22 protein-coding genes and 2 tRNA genes are annotated in these 20,773 nt (G+C 33.9%); 20 read left to right on the top strand and 4 right to left on the bottom strand.

The features are described from left to right. Positions 1 to 126: 126 nt before the first annotated feature. The 10 genes from IMCC3317_RS23780 to IMCC3317_RS10025 all read left to right on the top strand — a co-directional run bounded on the left by IMCC3317_RS23780 (position 127) and on the right by IMCC3317_RS10025 (position 8,113). Positions 127 to 258: a hypothetical protein gene (locus IMCC3317_RS23780; RefSeq protein WP_262887087.1), complete on the top strand. Its 132-nt coding sequence runs from the start codon at positions 127 to 129 to the stop codon at positions 256 to 258. Positions 259 to 377: 119 nt separating this feature from the next. After that, positions 378 to 566 carry a hypothetical protein gene (locus IMCC3317_RS10065; RefSeq protein ID WP_160129385.1) on the top strand — a complete coding sequence of 63 codons (189 nt, stop codon included), beginning with the start codon at positions 378 to 380 and terminating at the stop codon, positions 564 to 566. Between the two features lie 192 nt (positions 567 to 758). After that, the gene (locus IMCC3317_RS10060) at positions 759 to 2,783 is read left to right on the top strand and encodes a tetratricopeptide repeat-containing sensor histidine kinase (RefSeq protein ID WP_160129384.1); all 2,025 of its coding nucleotides are present in this window, start codon (positions 759 to 761) and stop codon (positions 2,781 to 2,783) included. 9 nt (positions 2,784 to 2,792) lie between these two features. Further along, positions 2,793 to 3,431 (top strand): response regulator transcription factor, encoded by a 639-nt coding sequence (locus IMCC3317_RS10055; RefSeq protein ID WP_160129383.1) that lies wholly within the window; start codon positions 2,793 to 2,795, stop codon positions 3,429 to 3,431. Between the two features lie 129 nt (positions 3,432 to 3,560). Then, positions 3,561 to 4,511: a caspase family protein gene (locus IMCC3317_RS10050; protein WP_160129382.1), complete on the top strand. Its 951-nt coding sequence runs from the start codon at positions 3,561 to 3,563 to the stop codon at positions 4,509 to 4,511. Continuing rightward, positions 4,511 to 4,873 (top strand): hypothetical protein, encoded by a 363-nt coding sequence (locus IMCC3317_RS10045; protein WP_160129381.1) that lies wholly within the window; start codon positions 4,511 to 4,513, stop codon positions 4,871 to 4,873. The genes IMCC3317_RS10050 and IMCC3317_RS10045 overlap by 1 nt, the downstream gene beginning before the upstream one ends. A 12-nt stretch (positions 4,874 to 4,885) precedes the next feature. After that, positions 4,886 to 5,644, top strand: coding sequence for a toll/interleukin-1 receptor domain-containing protein (locus tag IMCC3317_RS10040; protein ID WP_160129380.1), 759 nt, complete (start codon positions 4,886 to 4,888; stop codon positions 5,642 to 5,644). Positions 5,645 to 5,675: 31 nt separating this feature from the next. After that, a complete protein-coding gene (locus IMCC3317_RS10035) occupies positions 5,676 to 6,401 on the top strand; it encodes a hypothetical protein (RefSeq protein ID WP_160129379.1) in 726 nt (241 codons plus the stop codon). Between the two features lie 75 nt (positions 6,402 to 6,476). Then, positions 6,477 to 7,244 (top strand): hypothetical protein, encoded by a 768-nt coding sequence (locus tag IMCC3317_RS10030; protein WP_160129378.1) that lies wholly within the window; start codon positions 6,477 to 6,479, stop codon positions 7,242 to 7,244. Between the two features lie 71 nt (positions 7,245 to 7,315). Next, positions 7,316 to 8,113: a hypothetical protein gene (locus tag IMCC3317_RS10025; RefSeq protein ID WP_160129377.1), complete on the top strand. Its 798-nt coding sequence runs from the start codon at positions 7,316 to 7,318 to the stop codon at positions 8,111 to 8,113. 15 nt (positions 8,114 to 8,128) lie between these two features. Here IMCC3317_RS10025 and IMCC3317_RS10020 read toward each other — a convergent pair whose 3' ends face one another. Both IMCC3317_RS10020 and IMCC3317_RS10015 read right to left on the bottom strand, forming a co-directional pair. Further along, complete coding sequence (locus IMCC3317_RS10020) at positions 8,129 to 8,329, bottom strand: hypothetical protein (protein WP_160129376.1); 201 nt, start codon at positions 8,327 to 8,329, stop codon at positions 8,129 to 8,131. A 166-nt stretch (positions 8,330 to 8,495) separates the two neighbouring features. After that, complete coding sequence (locus IMCC3317_RS10015) at positions 8,496 to 9,638, bottom strand: acyl-CoA dehydrogenase (protein WP_160129375.1); 1,143 nt, start codon at positions 9,636 to 9,638, stop codon at positions 8,496 to 8,498. A gap of 174 nt (positions 9,639 to 9,812) precedes the next feature. On the opposite strand from IMCC3317_RS10015, the gene IMCC3317_RS10010 reads away from it, so the two are divergent. From IMCC3317_RS10010 to IMCC3317_RS09965, 10 genes are all read left to right on the top strand, one after another. Next, positions 9,813 to 10,874: an anhydro-N-acetylmuramic acid kinase gene (locus IMCC3317_RS10010; RefSeq protein WP_160129374.1), complete on the top strand. Its 1,062-nt coding sequence runs from the start codon at positions 9,813 to 9,815 to the stop codon at positions 10,872 to 10,874. Positions 10,875 to 10,942: 68 nt separating this feature from the next. Then, complete coding sequence (locus IMCC3317_RS10005; RefSeq protein ID WP_160129373.1) at positions 10,943 to 12,169, top strand: Glu/Leu/Phe/Val dehydrogenase dimerization domain-containing protein; 1,227 nt, start codon at positions 10,943 to 10,945, stop codon at positions 12,167 to 12,169. A gap of 23 nt (positions 12,170 to 12,192) precedes the next feature. Further along, positions 12,193 to 13,620, top strand: a complete 1,428-nt coding sequence (gene nhaD / locus IMCC3317_RS10000) for a sodium:proton antiporter NhaD (protein ID WP_160129372.1) — start codon at positions 12,193 to 12,195, stop codon at positions 13,618 to 13,620. Positions 13,621 to 13,673: 53 nt separating this feature from the next. Continuing rightward, entirely contained in the window at positions 13,674 to 14,378 is a 705-nt protein-coding gene (locus IMCC3317_RS09995; protein WP_160129371.1) for a MotA/TolQ/ExbB proton channel family protein, read from the top strand. 9 nt (positions 14,379 to 14,387) lie between these two features. Next, positions 14,388 to 14,774 (top strand): ExbD/TolR family protein, encoded by a 387-nt coding sequence (locus IMCC3317_RS09990; protein ID WP_160129370.1) that lies wholly within the window; start codon positions 14,388 to 14,390, stop codon positions 14,772 to 14,774. Then, positions 14,774 to 15,169: an ExbD/TolR family protein gene (locus IMCC3317_RS09985; protein WP_160129369.1), complete on the top strand. Its 396-nt coding sequence runs from the start codon at positions 14,774 to 14,776 to the stop codon at positions 15,167 to 15,169. The genes IMCC3317_RS09990 and IMCC3317_RS09985 overlap by 1 nt, the downstream gene beginning before the upstream one ends. Further along, complete coding sequence (locus IMCC3317_RS09980) at positions 15,166 to 16,077, top strand: energy transducer TonB (protein ID WP_160129368.1); 912 nt, start codon at positions 15,166 to 15,168, stop codon at positions 16,075 to 16,077. Before IMCC3317_RS09985 ends, IMCC3317_RS09980 begins: the two co-directional genes overlap by 4 nt. Before the next feature lie 17 nt (positions 16,078 to 16,094). Next, positions 16,095 to 17,306: a bifunctional folylpolyglutamate synthase/dihydrofolate synthase gene (locus IMCC3317_RS09975; RefSeq protein ID WP_160129367.1), complete on the top strand. Its 1,212-nt coding sequence runs from the start codon at positions 16,095 to 16,097 to the stop codon at positions 17,304 to 17,306. A gap of 59 nt (positions 17,307 to 17,365) precedes the next feature. Next, positions 17,366 to 17,440: transfer RNA gene (locus IMCC3317_RS09970), tRNA-Val, on the top strand. A gap of 34 nt (positions 17,441 to 17,474) precedes the next feature. Continuing rightward, a tRNA-Val gene (locus IMCC3317_RS09965) sits at positions 17,475 to 17,549 on the top strand. A gap of 36 nt (positions 17,550 to 17,585) precedes the next feature. Here IMCC3317_RS09965 and IMCC3317_RS09960 read toward each other — a convergent pair. Next, positions 17,586 to 18,857, bottom strand: coding sequence for a UDP-N-acetylmuramoyl-tripeptide--D-alanyl-D-alanine ligase (locus tag IMCC3317_RS09960; protein ID WP_160129366.1), 1,272 nt, complete (start codon positions 18,855 to 18,857; stop codon positions 17,586 to 17,588). A gap of 88 nt (positions 18,858 to 18,945) precedes the next feature. Beyond that, positions 18,946 to 20,622 carry a gliding motility lipoprotein GldJ gene (gene gldJ, locus IMCC3317_RS09955; protein ID WP_160129365.1) on the bottom strand — a complete coding sequence of 559 codons (1,677 nt, stop codon included), beginning with the start codon at positions 20,620 to 20,622 and terminating at the stop codon, positions 18,946 to 18,948. Positions 20,623 to 20,773: the final 151 nt, after the last annotated feature.

Genomic DNA, 20,773 nt, shown 5'->3' with positions numbered 1-20,773 from the left:
AAAAATCAGAATGAATCTCCACTATAAATTTGTCCTCAATACTAATGACTAAAATATACGTATTATTAAGTATTGTTTGATGTTTGTTTTTGGCAGACATTTAGAGTAACCTAAAACACTCTAAAAATGAAACCATCAAAAACAACCATCGAAATCGGAAATGATTTTAAAGAAGTAGAAATTTATTATGACAAAGAAAGAGAATCTCAATTGACCATCGCGATTAATAAAAATCAAGTTACGGTATCTCAAGAATGAGTTGAGCGGGCATTTTTTTGATGACTTCCTTAATTTTATGGATAAAAAAATACTCAAAATTGACGATTGTTTTTCATTGATTTTCCTCTGAAATTTGTAAAAACTATTAAAATAATTTTATGGGAACACTAACTACAAAAATTGAAATTGAAAATCCGTCAGAAGAAACCTTATTTCCACACACATTAGAAGCATACGGTGATACGCCGAGATCAGGCGATGGCGATGAAACAACAGATCCTAAGAAACCAGAACCCAATAATTCTGAAGAAGAAGATGAAGGAGAAGTTAGGCCTGGTAGCTTTTAGATTTTTATACTAAAAAGTTTACACTTTTAAAAGGCTTTACTTATCTTTAGAAAAGACAGTTGAGCCTTTTAATGTTTAATGCCTCTAATTTTAATATCAATCTTTATGAAGTCCATAATTTATTGTTTTTGTTTTTTTATCAGTGTAAATACAGCTGTCTCTTTTAGTCAAAATAATACTAGAATTGATAGTTTGAAAGTTAGACTAACTAAAAGGACAGGTATTCCAAAAATAGAAACATTGGATTCATTAGTTTGGTCACTGCGGAAGAAAAAAGATTCTTCAGGAATAAAGTATGCTTTACAGGAATTACAATTAAGCAAAAAAATCAATTATACTAAAGGTGAGGTAAATGCATTAAATTTTTTAGGAAAGATTGCAAAAATACAGGGTCATAAAATAGATGCTGAAACATATTTTTTACAAGCATTGTCAATAGCTAAAAAGAACAATTTACAACATGAAATTGCTAGAGGTTATAACGAACTTGGAATCTTTTACGAGAAGGAGAATAAAATTGTAGCAGCGATAGATGCTTTTTTGAGTAGTAGTGAATCTTTTGAAGCGCAAGATAATTTAAAAGCAGCCGCAAAAGCAACGGCTAATTTAGGAGATTTGTATAAAGAAATAGAAGCATATCCTGAAGCTTTGGAGTATTATTTGAAGAGTTTAGCATTTAGTGAAAAAATTGCTGATTCTTTAGGTTTGGCTAGGATATATTTAAAATTAGCCACGTTAGATAAACACCGAGAAAATTATGTAGAAATGTTGGAGAATGCATTAAAAGCAAAACAACTTTTCGTAAAACTAGAACGTCCTAAAGATGTATTTAACTCAAATTTAGAAATTGGAAGAGCGTATGATTATTTAGATCAAGATGAAAAATCTAAGGAAGTCTATTTAGAAACTTTAAAACTGATTCCTGAGTATAAAATAAAAGATGCTTCAAGCTTGTATCACAATTTGGCGACGTTGTATAAAGAAAATGGACGTATAGATTCTGCGTTGTATTACTATCAAAAAGCACAAAAAGTTTTTATTGAAAAGAATGATACAAAAGAACTTTCTACAAGCTATAATAATTTAGGAAATTTATATTTAGAGTTGGGAAATTACAAAGAATCACTACTCAATTTTAATCAAAGTTTAGCCTTACAAGAAACGATTAAAGATTCTTCCTTATTACAGAAAACATATGTGTCACTTTCTAATTATTATCAAACCATTGGCGATTTTGAAAAGGCATACAACTATAAAGATTCTAGTGAAAACGTTAGAGAGGATATTTACAAAAAAATGAATGCTACTAATCGTTTTGAATTAGGCTACATGAATGATAAGCGAGAAATGGAAGCTCAAAAGAATGTAGTGGAAAAAGCACTTTTAAACGCTGAACAAATGCGTCAAATTATAATCATAATACTAATTGCTATTGTCATATTATTTTTTGTCATTTTGAGAAATAGAAAGCTAAAACAACAAAAGAAAGAGTCTGAATTAGCTTTTGAACAACAAAAGTTAGCAACACAATTAGAAAAAGAAAAACAGGAAAAAAAGCTTGAAGAAATGCTGCAAGCGCAAGAACGAAAGGCAATTAGTAAAATGATTTCGGGACAGGAAAAAGAGCGCGAACGTATTGCAAAAGACCTTCATGATCGTTTGGGAAGTATGCTGTCTGTAGTGAAAATTCATTATAAATCGGTGGAAGATGATTTGCAAAAAATCAAAAATGAAACCAAATCGCAATACGAAAAAGCGAATCAATTATTAGATGAAGCTTGCGAAACCGTTCGGAAAATAGCACATAATATGATTTCGGGAACGCTGACAAAATTTGGTTTAGTTCCAGCATTGAAAGAGTTAAAGCAAAAAATAGAAGAAACCAAAATGCTTCAAATTGAATTAGTTACGCACGGATTGGACAATCGATTGGATAATTCAACCGAAATACAACTCTATCGAATCATACAAGAATTACTCAACAATATATTGAAACATGCGGAAGCTACCGAAGTCACCATTCAACTTTTAAAAAGAGAAGCCGATTTAAACATTATGGTAACCGATAACGGAATTGGATTCGATATAAAAAACCTCACCGATGAAGGTATGGGACTTAAAAGTATCAAAGCACGTGTAGCGGAAATGAATGGAAATGTATTGATCGATTCAAGCCAAGGAAATGGCACAACGATAACACTCGAAATACCTACTTAAAAAATTAATATGGAAAAAAAGAAAGAGATTAATATAATCATTGCAGACGATCATCAAATCGTAATTGACGGACTGAAATCGCTATTGGTGCAACATTCGCACATTAAAATTATTGGCGAAGCATCAAACGGTTTAGAAGCTATTGATTTGATCGAAAAAAACAACATTGACATCGCAGTTTTGGACATTAGCATGCCAGAAATGGATGGCGTAGAAGCAACTAAAATCATTAAGGAAAAACATCCTGGAGTGCAAATTTTAATACTAACCATGCACGATGGAAGCGAATTTATACACGAACTTGTCGAAATTGGCGCCAATGGTTACATCTTAAAAAATAGAGGAAAAGAGGAATTTGTAGAAGCTTTAGAAACCATTGCTAAAGGACAAGAATATCTCAAAGGAAAAGTATTAAATATCTTGGTAGATGCTGTTCGAAAACCCAAGCAAAAAGCGGTTCAGTTTACTAAGCGAGAAAAAGATGTTTTGCGTTTAATTATAGACGAACATACAACGGCACAAATATCAGCAAAACTAAATATTGCACACAGTACTGTAGAAACACATCGTAGAAATTTGATTGAAAAAACAGGCGTAAAAAGCTCGTTAGGCTTAGTTCGATACGCTATTGAAAACGGACATATGTAAAAGATTTTTTATAGTGTAATTCTTAAAACTCCTCAAATTTGGGGAGTTTTTTTGTTCCTTAATATTGATGTTTTCTGGCGTAGTTCATTGGCGCATCTTTGTAGGTATATTAACCTAAAAATCATATACATGAGAAGAGCTTTACTCGTTGGAATTAATGATTACAAACGTTCGCCATTACAAGGTTGTATTCCTGATGCAAAGCGTATGCATGAAGTTATTTCAAAACATGAAAACGGTGATCCAAATTTTGATTGTAAACTGTGGATTTCGAAACCTGATTCGCAAACAATTTTAATAAAAACGCTGAAAAGTAAAATCAATGATCTATTCAATCAAGAAGCAGATGTTGCATTGCTATATTTTTCAGGACATGGTGCTTCTACAACTTTAGGAACTTATTTAGTAACGCAAGATGCTGAAAAATTTAATGAAGGTGTTAGTTTAAGTGAAGTTGTAAGTATGGCAAACAGTTCCAAAGCTACAGAAGTCATCATTATTTTAGATTGTTGTCACAGTGGCGACATTGGAAATTTTTCAGAATTAGGCGAACGAAAAGTGATTCTTCGTGAAGGAGTTTCATTACTAACAGCAAGTAGAGATACACAATATGCTATGGAGCGTGACGGTTTTGGCGTGTTTACCACGATTATTTACGATGCGTTAAAAGGTGGCGCAGCAGATATTTTGGGAAAAGTTAATGTAGCGAGAATGTATAACTATGTAGACATTATGTTAGATTCTTGGAGTCAGCGTCCCATATTCAAATCGCATGTATCTAAAATGATTCCGTTGCGAAATTGCACACCAAAAATTCCATTTGAAACACTACGGAAACTACCAAATTATTTCAGTGAAGACAAAAAAGGAATTCAACTTTCAAAAGAATATACCGCAAGTGCTGATAGTAAAAATGGATTGATAGAAGTGATGTCCGATTTACGGAAATATCACGCCAATGGATTATTAATTCCGTTAGAAACATCTTCTTTAGATGAAGCGGCAGAAAAAGGGAAAGCTTGCGTCTTAACTCCTTTAGGAATTTACTACAAAGACTTAGTCATAAAAAACAGAATATAATGGTTAAGGTAGATGTTATTGTCAATTATTTTGTTGCGTTAGCTGTTCCAAGAATTGTTTTTGTCATTTTAAAAATGACAAAAGAATTTGGTGGTGGACCAGCCATTAATTCTAGTTTGAAAGACATATCATTTCGTTATGGTATGGAAGAGGGAATTGGTGTATTGATTTTTTTAGGAATTCTTCTGTATAATCTGTCAAATCGATTGGTTCACAAATATTATTCTGATAAAATAAAAAAAGAACGCAAAGAAAATAAACTATTGACCAACGAGATTTTAAAACAAATCAATATGTATCCAATCTCTAAACCGTTAAAGCAAAAACTTATATCGGCATACATTTTACAAACCTATTATTAAAAATAAACACCTATGAATCCAGTTACAAAACATCGATTAATTCAGGACATTTTTTTCTCCTTACAAACAAGTCACAGCGCAAAGGAAATGGTAAACATTCTCAGCGGATATGGAGTCACAAACGATTCTATTGCTGATTATACACAAATAGAAATCAAAAAACTACTAGCAACTGCTTCAGATGAAATATTACTTTTAATTGCAGATGATTTACGGATAGATACAACTGATTATGTTATTCAAAAACAGGCTAAAGGAAAAACGACTACAAAAGCTACTAAGAAATTTTTGAAGAAAGTATTTATAAGTCATTCTGCTAAAGACAAGGAAGTTGTGACGAGTTTTATTCAGATTTTAGAAGTAATCGGAATCAACCCAGAAAACATTTTTTGTACTTCTTTAGAAGGTTACGGAACTACTTTGGGAAGTAATTTTATTGAAGAAATTGAAACACGTTTAGATGAAGATGTTTTGGTATTTTTTATGCTTTCGGATAACTTTTATAAATCGCCAATGTGCTTAATAGAAATGGGCGCGGCTTGGGCAAAAACCAAAAGTCAAATTTCTGTGGCAATTACACCATTTGAATTGGGGAAAATGGAAGGTGTTTTCAAGCACTTCCAAGGAATTCAAATTGATAGTGAATATCATTATGATTTACTAAAGGAAACACTAGAAGCAAAATTTAATCTAGAGCCAAAACGTCCGTTAGTTTGGACGCCAAAGCGAAATATTTTTCTAAATATAATTAAGCAACAATTGAAAGAATAACGTCAATTCATTTTTATAATAATAAAACTAATTGGAATCAAAAATAGAAATGGAAACAAGTGAAAAAGAATCATTCGTATCAAACATTTTAATAGCATCAATAACCCTATTGTTTGCTATTAAAAAAAATTACTTTGTCTATTACAAGCCCAGAGCAACCATTTTAATAATTGCCTTTGCATCAATGTATGCTTTTTCTGCAACGGATCACATAGTGGAGTTATTGGTTATCATTTTTTTCTTCGTCTGCTTTTTGGAAGTTGTAGATCGTCTTTTGTGGAAGTATCCACCTTTTTCTTGGATGTTTACAACAGAAGATTTTTCAGGAACTTACAAAGGAACTCAAATAAGTACTCGCTTGGTAAGAATTGGAAAGGTAGCAAACACGAATAATGTTATTTGTAAACAGTTTGATAAATCATTGAATCTTGAAATGGTAATTCATCAAACAGGAAGTAAAATTATAATACACTCTTTTTATTATGATGCTGACGGAAGAAAATCGTCAAAGTCTGAAAGTGATAAAGTTATGATCTCGAAAGGAAAAGACGGAAAACACTTTACACTTTCATATCATTATGGAAATATCGGCGTATTAAAAAAAGGAGGTCATCATGGAACAACAATCCTAAAGTTTATAAAACTACCGCGTACTATTAAAATTGAAGGTGGTTATTACACGAATCGAGCTCAGCAAACACGTGGTGAATTTAAGGATTTGGCAAGAGAAAGTAAGCAAACAATACATCCTTTTTAAGGGATTTTATGTTTTAAGATTAATTAAAATTTCAGCTAGAGAATCAATAATAGATAGTTTTAAAGAATAAAAATAGTGGAAGAAAATAATAAAATAATTAAAAAAAAGGATTTCAAAGGAGGCTTATATCTTCTAGTAAAAGCAAACATTGTATTCGGAATTCTATTATTGACTGTTCATGAAAATTACTTTATATACTATAAAACACAAGCTGTGTTAGCATTAATAATAATTACTTCTTTCTTAATTTTTCTTTTTCGTAAAAGTGATTTTTCAGCTCCAATAATTGCATTACTCCTAATTGGATATCTAGAAATAGTAGACCTTTATTTATGGCGATATGAACCTTTTACATCTATGTTTACTATAGAAGACTTTTCAGGAACTTATAATGGAAGTAAAGTTAGTGAATATGTTGCAATGAAAGAAGTGGATAACGGTTTAAATAGCACTCGGTATATAGAGAAAGAAATTAATAATCCTTCAAAATTTACTTTAAAAATAAATCAGACAGGTAGCAAGATCAGTATTCATTCTTTTTGTTATAAGCAAGATAAAGATAAAATTCATGAATCTAAAAGTGATAAAATTGTCATAAACAAAATAGAGAATGAGGAAAACTATGAGCTAATCTATCATTTTAAAGATATTGGGACTCCTAAAAATGGAAGGTATTCTGGAACAGCAAACTTAAATGTTAAAAGAGAAACAGAAGGTTTCTCAATAGAAGGTGGTTTTTATACGAACAGAAACCCACAAACACGTGGAAATTTTGTTGATTTAAGAAGGATACAAAACAGTGAATTAAGTCCTTTTAATACTTCTCGCTATCTAAGGAATTAAAATTTTCTTTTATCAAATCAAAATACGTGGCACTTTTCTTGATACATCATGGCAACAATAAAAACCATTTTATGAAGCCAAAAATTACACTATCAATGCTCTTATGCTTGCTTATATTCAGTCTTTCGAATGCACAAGGAAAATTAAACAAAGCAAAAAAAGATTTATCAGGAAGCAATTCAGGTAGTAATTCTTCAAGTTCTTGGAGTGATGATGATGACGGCGGAAATGATAATGCAGGTTATTTTGATAGTGTATTTATCGAAATTGCCTATCATGTAACGATAGGAGTTTTGCTTGGAGAAATGGAATCGCGCTATTTTTATGAATATCCATATTCAGATGGTTCGCATGGTGAATACTCACTCTTTACACAAGATTATCCGCTAAAACGAAATCAATTCATAATTTCCAATACATTTTTTGCAAGCGGAAAAGAATTCTATGGAAATGACTTAAAACTAAATTTCAGATTTATTCCATTACTTGGTGTAGAAGCAAGTCATTTGCGTTTCTTTGAGCGAACTCCGAAAGTAGAATTAGGCGTAACCTCATTTATGATAAACTACTATCGTGTTCGTGAAAAATATGTCACAGCATATTGGGGAATTGGCGCAACACACGTTGGAAATGGCGTTGATGAAACAGGACTTGCCTATCAAATTGGCGTAGATGTGTATCTCAAAAAGCCATTCAGTTTAGGAGTTTTTTGGAAGCAAAGTTTAATAAATGATTCATCTGTAGATGAATTCAAATTATTGGCGCGTTATCACATGAAACGATTCTCCATTCATGGAGGTTTCAATCATTATCAACTTGGAAGCGTATCAATAAATGCTATGGGATTCGGCGTTGATTATCGTTTTTAAATAGGTTGGAAAAGATTATTTTTTCCCGCCAAGGAAACTACCAATTAAGGCAACCAATCCAAGTCCGATAGCAAAATAAGAATTTGTATTATCTTGACCTTCGATTTTTACGACAGCCAAATCAACAGAGGTTTCTGGCATAATCATCGTGTAGACTCCATATCCAATTAAAATAATTCCAACAATTAACAATACTAATTTTACAGACTTATTCATGGTTGTTTTAGTTTTAAATTACTGTGTAATATATGAAATAAAAACATAAAAAAAGCGCATTGAACTTTCAATGCGCTTTTGAATATAAATTGTAAACGCTGTTTTTTTTGTCTCTATTCTAACATCTAACATCTAACAGCGTAGCGATCTTATATCTCTTTAAAATTTATCCTTTAATAACTCCTCTTGAAATTACAATTTTCTGAATCTCAGAAGTTCCTTCGTAAATCTGTGTAATTTTTGCATCACGCATCAAACGCTCCACGTGGTATTCTTTCACAAAACCGTTTCCACCATGAATCTGTACAGCCTCAACTGTATGTTCCATCGCAACTTTAGAAGCATATAATTTTGCCATTGCGCTAGACATATCGTAGTTGTTTCCTTGATCTTTATCCCAGGCAGCTTTCATTACCATATGACGCGCAGCAGTAATATCTGTGTACATATCAGCCAATTTAAAAGCAATAGCTTGATGATTGCAAATTTCAGTTCCAAAAGCTTTGCGTTCTTTCGAGTATTTCAATGCTAATTCGTATGCTCCAGCAGCAATTCCTAACGCTTGTGCAGCAATACCAATGCGTCCACCAGAAAGTGTTTTCATTGCAAACTTAAATCCAAAACCATCTTCTCCAATACGATTCTCTTTCGGAACTTTTACATCATTAAACTGTAATGTATGTGTGTCGCTTCCGCGAATTCCTAACTTGTCTTCTTTTGGTCCAATGTGAAATCCGGGCGTTCCTTTCTCAACAATAAATGCGTTAATTCCGTGGTGTCCTTTTTCTCTATCTGTTTGTGCAATCACTAAATATACATCAGCGCGTCCACCGCTAGTAATCCAGTTTTTAGTACCGTTAATTACATAATGATCACCTTTGTCAATTGCTGTAGTTTGCTGTGAAGTTGCATCACTTCCAGCTTCTGGTTCGCTCAAGCAAAAAGCACCAACATTTTCGCCAGTCGCTAATTTCGTTAAGTACTTTTGTTTTTGATCTTCAGTTCCATACGCTTCTAATCCGTAGCATACCAATGAATTATTTACAGATACAATTACAGAAGCCGATGCATCAATCTTAGACAATTCTTCCATAATCAATACATACGAAATTGCGTCCATTCCGCTTCCTCCGTATTTAGGATCAACCATAATTCCCAAAAATCCTAATTCGCCCATTTTGTGAACCAATTCTTGTGGAAATTCTTGTTTATTGTCACGCTCTATAACACCTGGGAGCAACTCCGTTCTTGCGAAGTCTCTTGCGGCATCACGAATCATGATATGTTCCTCTGTAAGATTAAAATCCATAACTATATATTGTATTAATAAATTTTTAAAAAAGTGGAACAAAGATAATTCTAAAATAGTAAATTTTCAATAATAAGTGCGCATTTCTGAGAATCTTCGATTTTAATGACATAGAATTCTAAATATTATCTTAAAAATGAAATTATAATAGTAAAATTTGAATAATTTAGTAAAATGATTTCATACAAAGTGATTGGAGTAATGTCGGGAACTTCGCTCGATGGAATTGATTTGGCATATATACATTTTCAAAAAGAAGCACAGTGGAGTTTTAAAATTCTCGAAGCTGAGACAATTCCGTATGCAAAAACACTAGAAAACAAACTTCGAGAAGCCATTCATTATGAAAAAGAAAAACTAGCCGAGTGTGATACTTCATACACAAAATACTTAGCAGAAACGATTCAATCGTTCATAAAAAAACATAAAATTACGGAAATTGATGCGGTTTGTTCACACGGACACACCATTTTGCATCAACCTGAAAACGGAATTACCTATCAAATCGGGAATCAAGAAATTTTAGCTTCACTCATACAACAAAAAGTAGTCTGCGATTTCAGAGTACAAGATGTGAAACTTGGCGGGCAAGGCGCGCCGTTAGTGCCAATTGGCGATGAATTATTATTTCCTGAATATGATTATTGTTTAAATTTGGGCGGATTTGCGAATGTGTCTTTTCATAAAGATGGAAAACGGATTGCATACGATATTTGTCCTGTAAACATTGTATTAAACAAATATGCAAAGCAGCTTGGATTTGCCTATGATGACAAAGGAAATCTTGCCAAATCAGGAACGTATTTGTTAGCTTTAGGTTCAGAATTAAGTAATATTCCCTATTACAAACAACAACCACCAAAATCACTTGGCTTGGAATGGGTTCAAAAAGAAATATTCCCACGATTAGAAGCTTCTCGCCGAAAAGAAATAGACCTATTACGAACATTTACAGATCATATTGCACTACAAATTGCGCGTAATTTCAAAATTCGAACCAAAATATTAGTCACTGGTGGCGGCGCATACAATGATTATTTACTAGCAAAAATTAAATTTTACAAAGAAGTAAACCTAGTAAAACCAGCTGATGAACTCATTGAATACAAGGAAGCAGTGATCTTTGGTTTCTTGGGTATTTTGCGTTTGCGCGATGAGGTAAACTGTTTAAAAAGTGTAACTGGAGCCACTAAAAACCATAGTTCAGGAAAAATTTATAATCTTAAAGTAAATTAAGCTAAAATATGTGAACAATTTTTATATTTGTCTGAATTGAAACAACATGCCAATAAAACCTTATTTAATTGAAGAAACTACTCAAAATATACGAAAATAAAGCACCTGAAATAGTATTCAACTGGAAAGATCCTGAAACGAATGCAGAAGGTTGGACAGTTATTAACTCACTTCGCGGTGGCGCAGCAGGTGGCGGAACACGAATGCGAAAAGGATTGGATATGAACGAAGTACTTTCATTAGCAAAAACAATGGAAGTAAAATTTACGGTTTCTGGACCATCAATTGGTGGTGCAAAATCTGGAATTAACTTTGATCCGCAAGATCCAAGAAAAAACGGCGTCTTAAAACGTTGGTACAGCGCAGTTGCACCATTACTGAAAAGTTACTACGGAACTGGTGGCGATTTGAATGTAGATGAAATTCATGAAGTAATTCCAATCACGGAAGATAGCGGCGTTTGGCATCCGCAAGAAGGCGTTTTTAACGGACACTTTAAGCCAACGGAAGCTGATAAAATAAACAGAATTGGACAATTGCGACTAGGCGTAATTAAAGTCATTGAAAGTCCAAAATATTCTCCAGAAGTTTCCCGAAAATATACAATTGCCGATATGATTACGGGATTTGGAGTTGCAGAAGCAGCACGCCATTTCTATGATATTTATGGCGGATCTATTAAAGGAAAACGTGCTATTGTACAAGGATTTGGAAATGTTGGAGCTGCCGCAGCCTATTATTTAGCACAAATGGGCGCAAAAGTTGTCGGAATTATAGACAGCGTTGGTGGCGTTATCAATGAAGAAGGATTTTCGTATGAAGAAATAAAAGACTATTTCTTAAAAAAAGATGGAAATACGCTTGTGGCAGACAATATGATTTCGTTTGAAGAAATGAACAAACGTATTTGGGAATTGCCAACAGAAATTTTCGCACCGTGTGCAGCATCACGATTAATCACGCAAGATCAAATTGATAAAATGATTGATACAGGTTTGGAAGTAATTACTTGTGGCGCAAATGTACCGTTTGCTGACAAAGAAATTTTCTTCGGACCAATTATGGAACATGCCGATCAAAAAGTAAGTTTAATTCCTGACTTTATCTCCAACTGTGGAATGGCGCGCGTATTTGCCTATTTCATGGAACGTAGAGTTCAAATGACGGATGATGCCATATTTGAAGATACTTCTAAAACCATTAAAAAAGCATTGCAAAATACATTCAAACGAAATGCTTCAAAAGTAGACGTTAGTAAAACTGCTTTTGAAATTGCCTTGAAAGAATTAATATAACTAACCAACTATAAAAATTACAAATGGAATCAGCAATAATTGCCGTATTTGTCATAGGATATTTAGCCATAACCTTAGAGCACAACATTAAAATAGATAAACTTATTCCCGCATTAGCCATGATGGCGATTTGTTGGGCGTTTATCTCTTTCGGAATCGGAGACTTTCAAAATTGGTTTGATTCTGGAGCACATGCTTTGGTAGGTGGAGAAAATGGTTTTGGAAAATTACCAGTTGATTTGAAGATGCATCAAATGGAAGAATCCTTATTGCATCATTTAGGGAAAACCGCAGAAATATTAGTGTTCTTGCTTGGGGCAATGACCATTGTAGAAATCATTGATTACTTTGATGGGTTTGCAACTATTAAAAGTTTTATCAAAACACGAAGTAAAAAACGTGTCTTATGGATTTTTGCTTTCTTAGCATTCGTCTTATCTGCAATCATTGACAACCTTACGGCGACAATTGTATTGATTTCCATATTACAAAAAATTATTGGAGACAGAAATATTCGTATTTGGTATGCAGGTTTAATAATCATTGCGGCAAATGCTGGTGGAGCTTGGTCGCCAATTGGAGATGTGACCACAACTATGTTATGGATTGGTGATAAAGTATCAACAGGGAAACTCATAGGATACTTATTCATTCCATCTTTATTATGTATGTTAGTGCCAACGTTTATTGCATCGTTCTTAAAGCCTTTTCAGGGAAATCTTCCAGATGAAGAAAAAAGTGCAAGCGATAAAAAACCACATCGTTTTGGGCCAACAATGTTATACTTAGGATTGTCAGCAATCGTGTTTGTACCAGTCTTTAAAGTAGTAACACACTTGCCTCCATATGTTGGAATGATGTTGTCATTATCCGTTGTAGCGATATTTGCAGAATTATACAGTAACACAAAATTCAGTATGTCTGCAGTTGGAGCAAATGAAGGACATGAAGATGTTGAGTCAGATGCATTATCTGCGCATCACAGCCCGGTACATCATTCGTTATCAAAAATTGAATTGCCAAGTATCTTATTCTTCTTAGGAATATTAATGGCAGTTGCAGCATTAGAATCCTTAGGAATCCTTTATGGATTTGCAGGTTCGTTAAAAGCTTCGACACCACAATTAGGTACAGAAATGGCTGCTGGTGGCGTTTCAGATTTAGTAATCCTATTGCTTGGAGTTGGTTCGGCAGTAATTGATAATGTGCCTTTAGTTGCAGCGAGTTTAGGAATGTTTACAGAACCATTAGATCACGAATTATGGCACTTTATAGCATTTGCGGCAGGAACTGGTGGAAGTATGTTAATCATTGGTTCTGCGGCAGGAGTTGTTGCAATGGGAATGGAAAAAATAGACTTTTTCTGGTACTTTAAAAAGATTTCATGGTTAGCACTCATTGGATTTTTAGTAGGTTCAGCAGCATTTATGGTCATACGAACCTTATTCTAAAATATACTTAAATAAAAAAATAAACGTTATATAGTTTAAATCAAAAAATACATATGTTGCTACTACGAACAACTAAATATCTTCAGAATACTGCAGAAGCAGTTAACGATGCAATTAGCGAAGAAGAAAAACTTTCCATTTATAAAATGGTGGTCGATGGAGGAATTGGAAGTATTGTCATTATAAGCGTATTATTCGTCTTATTGGCAGTAGCACTTTACATTTATTTCGAACGTTTGTTTGCTATCAAAGCAGCTTCCAAAATTGACAAAAACTTCATGAATCAAATTCGTGACAATGTTTCTAGCGGTAAAATTGACGCTGCTAAAATGTTATGTGCACAAACAGATTCGCCAGTAGCGCGCTTAACAGCAAAAGGAATTTCAAGAATTGGAAAGCCATTAGAAGATATCAATAAAGCTATTGAAAACGCTGGAACATTAGAAGTTTACAAGCTAGAAAAAAACGTAAGTATCTTGGCAACTGTAGCTGGAGCCGCACCAATGATTGGTTTCTTAGGAACCGTAATTGGTATGATTTTAGCGTTCCATCAAATGGCAACAAGTGGCGGTCAAGCCGAAATGGGCTCGTTAGCAGGCGGAATTTACACAGCGATGACAACAACGGTTGCTGGTTTAATTGTGGGAATTATTGCCTATATTGGATACAACCATTTAGTAGTGAAAACTGATAAAGTAGTGCATCAAATGGAAGCAAATGCAGTAGACTTCTTAGATTTATTAAACGAACCTGTATAATTCTTTTCTATGAGATTAAAAGGGAGAAATAAAGTAAGTCCAGAATTTAGCATGTCGTCCATGACAGATATCGTATTTCTATTATTGGTATTTTTTATGTTGACAGCAAATTCGCCAAACGCACTAGATTTACTCTTGCCAAAAGCAAAAGGAAAATCAACAAACACGCAGAATGTTGCGGTTAGTATTAAGAAAAATTTAGAAATATATATAGATTCAGATCGAATTAGAGAAGGAGAAATTGAAGCGAAGCTAAAACAAGAATTAGCAGGACAAGTTGAGCCAACAATTATATTAAGAGTAGAAGAAGGTGTGCCCATTGAAAAAGCAGTTTACGTTTTGGATATTGCAAACAGAAACAAATACAAAATCATTTTAGCGGTTCGACCTAAATAATGGGTTTGCTAGAAACTAATAACAGAAAGTTCAACCTACCACTTGTATTTATTATAGGTGTAATATTTCTAATTGCGCTTGCATATTTTGCTAACTATTTGGAAAACATTCCGAAAAATGCATTAGATTTAGAATTACCGAAAGCAGTTGATGCTGAATCTGATGAAAAATCAGTTACAATTTACATCGCTGAAAATTTGGAAATTCATATAGATTCCATACAAGTAATTGAAGCTGATGTAGAAGAAGAATTGAAGATATTATTTGAAGGAAATGAAAGTCCGACAATTATATTAAAAGTAGCAGAAGGCGTTCCAATTGAAAAAGCGGTTAACATTCTTGATATTGCAAACAATAATCGATACAAGATTATTCTAAATGTACAAACACAATGAAAAAAGAGACTTTTCCATCAAATACAAATAAAGAGCATAAGCGAGATTCTGCCATTATAACAACGGTTATTATGGTGTTGGTTTTATTGCTAATGTTTGTTTTTGGATTAACTTCTTTAAATCCGCCACCAGAAAGTGGTATTGCTGTAAACTTTGGAACAACTGATACTGGAAGTGGTAATGTGGAAACGAAAGATGCGTTAAAACCTGATACTGCGCCAACAGAGACTGAAGAAGTGGAAGAACCGCAGGAAACAGAGCCAGAAACGGAAGAACAACCAGAAACGACACCAGAAGAAACGGAAACAGAAGAAGTTTTAACACAAAATAATGAAGAAGCAATTGCAATAAAAAAAGCTGCAGACGCCAAGAAAAAAGCGGATAAAGAAGCGAAAGAAGCAAAAGCGGAAGCTGACCGAGTTGCCAAAGAAAAACGAGAAGCTGAAGAAAAAGCGCAAAAAGAGCGTGATAAGAAAAAAGCAGATTTAGATGCCATGATGAATGGTGTTAATAATGCTGACGGAAAAGAAGAAGAAGGCGAAGGTCCAGACGATGGAAAAGGAAATAAAGGTGATCCAAACGGAGATCCGTATGCAGCAAGTTATTATGGAGCGCCAGGTTCAGGTACAGGCGGACAAGGTGGTTTTGGATTGAATGGAAGAAGTAAAATTAGCGGAAATCCTATTCAACAAAATTGTAACGAGTATGGAAGAGTTGTGGTTGAAATCGAAGTCGATAAGAGTGGCAAAATAACCAAGATCAAAGCTGGAGCTAAAGGATCTACTAATACTGCTGACTGTTTAATTGAAGCTGCTGAAAAAACAGCACGTACCTATAAATGGAATGCTGATGATAAAGCTCCTATAAAACAAGTTGGTTTTATAGTTATAAATTTCAAGTCAAATTAGATTTTTTTCAATTTTACATGAATTACGAAGAAACCTTAGATTGGTTGTATCATCAACTGCCTTTTTTTCAGCGTCAAGGCGCGAAAGCATTCAAAAAAGATATAGATAATAGTGTAAAACTTGCACAACATTTACAATCTCCTGAAAAGAAATTTAAAAGTATTCATGTTGCAGGAACGAATGGAAAAGGTTCTACAAGTCATATGCTTGCTTCTATTTTGCAAGAAGCTGGATATGCTGTCGGGTTATATACATCGCCACATTTAAAAGATTTTAGAGAGCGAATTCGTGTCAACGGAAAAATGGCAAGTAAGCAATTCGTAATTCAATTCGTAAAAAAAAACAAATCATTTTTAGAAACGGAAAAGCTTTCATTTTTTGAAATGACAGTCGGAATGGCGTTTGATTATTTCGCCAAGAAAAAAGTAGATATCGCAGTCATTGAAGTTGGTTTGGGCGGACGATTAGATTCTACCAATATTATCACGCCAGAAGTAAGTGTCATTACAAACATAGGTTTTGATCATGTTGGGTTTTTGGGCGATACATTGCCTAAAATAGCTTTTGAAAAAGCGGGAATCATCAAAAAAAACATTCCTGTTGTTATAGGAGAATATCACGAAGAAACATTTCCTGTATTTACGGAAAGAGCCAACGAAGAGCAATCCGAATTATATCTAGCAGAAAAAACAATCACAGAAAAGTATCAAATAGATTTATTAGGCGATTATCAGCAGAAAAATTACAAATCTGCAGTACAAGCTGTCCGATTGCTAAAAGGCTTCCACATAGAAGAAAAGCACATCAAAAACGGATTGCGGAATGTGGTTGCCAACACAAACTTACAAGGAAGATGGCAAATTCTAAGCAAATCTCCAAAAGCCATCTGTGACACGGCGCACAATAAAGAAGGTTTGGAGTTGACTATGCAACAATTGCAAAAAGAAAATTTTGAGCAATTACACATTGTTTTTGGTGTTGTAAAAGATAAAGATTTGGTAAATGTTTTACCGTTAATGCCTAAAAATGCTATCTATTATTTCTGTTGCCCAAAAATAATTCGTGGTTTAGTTGCTTCGGAATTACAAGAAAAGGCAGCGCAACATAATTTAAAAGGAAATGTATACGATTCAGTTTCAGAAGCATATCATACAGCAAAAACAAACGCTACAAACAAGGATGTCATTTATATTGGAGGAAGTACATTTGTAGTCGCAGAAATAGTTTAAATTTTTCAGTTTAAATTTTGCCAAATATAAAATCTATTCTATATTTGCATCCGCAATAAGGGCGATTAGCTCAGTTGGTTCAGAGCATCTGCCTTACAAGCAGAGGGTCACTGGTTCGAATCCAGTATCGCCCACTTTACTTACCTTATTGAAACGAAATTGAATTTCGGGCGATTAGCTCAGTTGGTTCAGAGCATCTGCCTTACAAGCAGAGGGTCACTGGTTCGAATCCAGTATCGCCCACAAAAAAGCTTCTCTTTGTGAGAAGCTTTTTTTAGTTTACAATAATTCCAAAATCCGTTCCAACGCCATTCCGCGTGAACCTTTAATGAGTAATGTGCTGCTTTTTAGTTTTGAGAAATTAGCCTTTAACTCTTCAAAAGTAGGGTAGATGACCGTTTTTTTATTCGTGCTGATGGTTTTTCCGAAGTTTTCTCCTATCAAATATATTTTATCTATATGTAAAGAAGTAACATAATCGGTTATAAATTGATGTTCTTCCTTTGCGCTATTTCCCAATTCGAACATATCTCCTAAAAAAGCAATTTTAGAAGTATCGGTTAAGTTTGAAAAGTTATCCAAAGCGGCTTTCATGCTTGTAGGATTTGCATTGTAAGCGTCTAAAATAACTTTATTGGTATTCTTATTGATGATTTGCGATCTATTGTTAGAAGGAATATAGGTTTCAATAGCTTCTTTTATATCTTTTAATTCAACACCGAAATAAGTTCCAATAGCAATTGCAGCTGCGATGTTAGAAAAATTATAAGCACCAATCAGTTGACTTTGAATAGTTGTGTTATCTATCGTAGCACAAACCATAGGATCTGCGCTTATAAAATGAATTGTGAGTTCATTTTCTTCAGATCTTCCAAAGTTAAAGTTGTTTACGTCACGAGTTCTTTCTACTTGTTTAGGATCTTCTCCGTTGACAAAAATGAATTTATTGTTCGCTTTTAAATACTCATATAATTCACTTTTCCCAAGAATAACGCCTTCCATACTTCCAAAACCTTCTAGGTGCGCTTTTCCAAAGTTGGTGATATAACCGTAATCGGGTTCAGTAATAGTACTTAAAAAAGCAATTTCTTCTAAATGATTTGCGCCCATTTCTATAATTCCGATTTCCGTAGCTGAGTTCATAGAAAGCAGCGTTAATGGAACACCAATATGATTGTTTAGATTTCCTTTTGTGGCAGTTGTTGTAAACTTTTTAGACAATACTGCATTTATTAATTCCTTGGTAGTCGTTTTTCCGTTACTTCCCGTAAGCGATATGATAGGAATGTTTAATTGCTTCCGATGGTAATTGGCAAGTTGCTGAAGCGTTTCCAACACATTGTTAACAAGGATAGTGCGTTCCGATGAAACATACGCTTCTTCATCAATAATAACATATGCAGCGCCTTTTTCTAAAGCATCATTCGCATAGCTATTTCCATTGAAATTATCGCCTTTTAAAGCAAAGAAAATACAGTTAGGCGTTATGTTTCTCGAATCAGTAGAAACGGTTGGATGCTTTTTAAAAATTGTATATAATTCTGGAATCATTTTTTAAATCAGATTAATGTTTAAACGAAAAAAAGCCCTGAATGTATCAGGGCTTTTTCTAGTACTATACATAAAATGTATGTAATTATTATTTTCTTGGTCTTTTGTTTCCTTGTGATTTAGAACCAACTCTAGACATTGCGCATCTAAATCCAATATAAGAAGTTGCCATATATTCTGGGAACGCTCTTCTTTGCGCAGGATCAATCCAGTATGCTCTATCTTTCCATGAACCACCTTTGTATACACGAACATTATCGTCAATTAATGTAGTTCTTGAGTCAGACTTATCAAATTGTCTAACCATTCCTGTTGAATCAGAATCTACAACGTGTTTTGGTGCGTTGTACATACGTTTTGCATCAGATTCTCCACCTTCATCATCATCGTTGAATCGGTCAAAATATCTTGAAGAAGCAGTATCTCCATCTCGGTAGTTTCTGTTGTCAGACTTACTAAAGTTTGTTCTTAAGTACGTTTCTTTCTCGTCAACATCAACTTGTGCTAATTGACCAGGAAGATTTCTTGCCATAATTCTACCATTTGCTAACGTATCATATTTTATACTTCCAGCTTCAACAATTTCAACAGTTCCTTGATCGTTGATTTTATTTTTTGTGTACACATTTCCACGATAGTAGTTGAAATCATTTGCTTCATCGTCAACAATTGGACGATATACATCAGCAACCCATTCTGCTACGTTACCAGCCATATCATATAATCCGTGATCATTTGGAGGATATGATTTTACTCTTGCAGTAATATCAGCACCATCATCAGACCAACCTGCGATTCCACCGTAATCTCCTTTTCCTTGTTTGAAGTTTGCTAACTGATCTCCACGTCTTTTTCTGTTTCCGCTTCTTGTAAACTCACCTTTCCAAGGATATTTTTTACGACCACGTACATTGTTGTACTCTCTTAATCCATCTAAACCTTTAGCAGCATATTCCCACTCAGCTTCTGTTGGTAAACGATATTCTGGCAAAATTACTCCAGAAGTACGTTTAGCGTAAACGTTTGTGTCTGCATCTGTAGAATCTTTCGATTTCTTACTCGCTTTGTCAGCAATTCTACCTTTATAATCATCAATCTTACCACCGTAAGTTTCTTTAGGTCTTGTTAAATAAGCTTCTGTACTAAATGTGCTTCCTGCTTCAATACTATCCGTTTTTACACCTTTAGCAATATAGCCTTCGCGTTCTAATACAGATTCGTTCACTCTATCAGTTCTCCACTGACAAAATTGAACTGCTTGAATCCAGTTTACACCAACTACTGGGTAATCAGCATATCCGGGATGTCTTAAATAGTTTGTTGTCATCGTTTCGTTAAATCCTAAACGATCTCTCCAAACCAGAGTATCAGGTAAAATACCTGTATAAATGTTTCTGTAACTTGGGTCATCTGGAGGAAAAACACTTTTTGTCCAATATAAGTACTCTGTGTACATTAAATTGGTAACTTCTGTTTCATCCATATAAAAGGATTGCACATGTTGTTGATTTGGAGTATTATTCCAATCGTGCATAGGATCATCTTGGGTTTTCCCCATTGTAAAGGTTCCACCTTCCACAAATACCAATCCAGGAGCAGTTTCCTGATCCTTGTATTTAGTGTTGGCTGTAAATCCACCGTCTTTACCGTCAATTCGCCAACCTGTGGCTCTTGAAGTATTATTTGATGATGATCTTTTACAACTAAAAAATCCTAATGAAACTACTGCGAGAAGTAGTATAATTTTTATTGAACGCTTTTTCATAGTCAAGACTTGAGTATTGAAAGAAATTTGGGTTTGCAATATAGCAATTAAAGGTAAAATATCAAGATTTATTTCAAAATTTAATAAGTTGTTTTACCAGCATCACAAATATTAATAGTTTTGATATAACGAGTACAGTTGTTATTTATTA

The organism is Kordia antarctica (assembly GCF_009901525.1).
GTDB classification, from domain to species: Bacteria; Bacteroidota; Bacteroidia; order Flavobacteriales; family Flavobacteriaceae; genus Kordia; species Kordia antarctica.
The sequence above is the reverse complement of the archived record's forward strand: the minus strand, read 5'-3'. Positions and strand labels throughout refer to the sequence as shown.